This is a genomic window from Streptomyces africanus (genome assembly GCF_002150735.1).
In the GTDB taxonomy this organism is placed as follows: domain Bacteria; phylum Actinomycetota; class Actinomycetes; order Streptomycetales; family Streptomycetaceae; genus Streptomyces; species Streptomyces africanus.
Genome location: NZ_MUKA01000674.1, coordinates 1 through 731, shown reverse-complemented (window position 1 = coordinate 731; position 731 = coordinate 1). Strand labels below are relative to the sequence as shown.

Annotated in this window: 1 protein-coding gene; it reads left to right on the top strand. The window is 76.9% G+C overall.

Translation table 11 applies throughout. The annotated features are described in order from the left end of the window. Nucleotides 1-692, top strand: a 692-nt coding sequence (locus CCL05_RS43310) for an ATP-binding cassette domain-containing protein (protein ID WP_143590076.1), incomplete at its 5' end; no start/stop codon positions are given. Between the last annotated feature and the right edge of the window lie 39 nt (nt 693-731).

Below are 731 nucleotides of genomic sequence, written 5' to 3'. Positions count from 1 at the left end.
CCGGTGAGGTGCTCGGGCTGGTCGGGCTCTCGGACGCCGGACACACGGATCTGGGGCGTGCCCTCGCCGGGGACCGGCCCCTTCTCGGGGGGCGGGCCGTGCTGCACGGGCGGCCCTATCGGCCCCGCTCGGTCGCGGAGGCCGTCGCCCGGGGCGTGGGCTTCGTGCCGGGGGACCGGCTGGGGGAGGGCTGTCTCGCCGAACTGACCGTGCGGGAGAACCTCCTGGCCAATCCCCGCGCGGGCGGCCGGCCGGCACCGCGCTGGATCGGTCCCCGCCGCGAACGTGCGCAGGCCGCCGCCCTGATCGACCGGTTCTCGGTGCGCCCCCGCGACAGCGAGGCCCCCATCGCCACGCTCTCCGGCGGGAACCAGCAGAAAGTCATGATCGGCCGCTGGCTGCGGACTCGGCTGCGGCTGCTGATCCTCGAGGAGCCGACCGCGAGCGTCGACATCGGCGCCAAGGCCGCGATCCACCGCCTGCTCGACGAGGCCCTGTCGGCGGGCCTCGCGGTGCTGCTCCTGTCCACCGACTTCGAGGAGGTCGCGAGCGTGTGCGGGCGCACCCTGGTCTTCGTCCGGGGGTCCGTGACGGCGGAGCTGAGCGGCGGCGCCCTCACCGTCGCCGGGCTCACCCGGGCGGCCTCGGCCCTGCCCCCGTCCAGCACCGCGACGGCCGCGACGAAGCCATGACCGAACCGCCCGCCCCCTCCCCGCCCCGCTCCCGGCGCC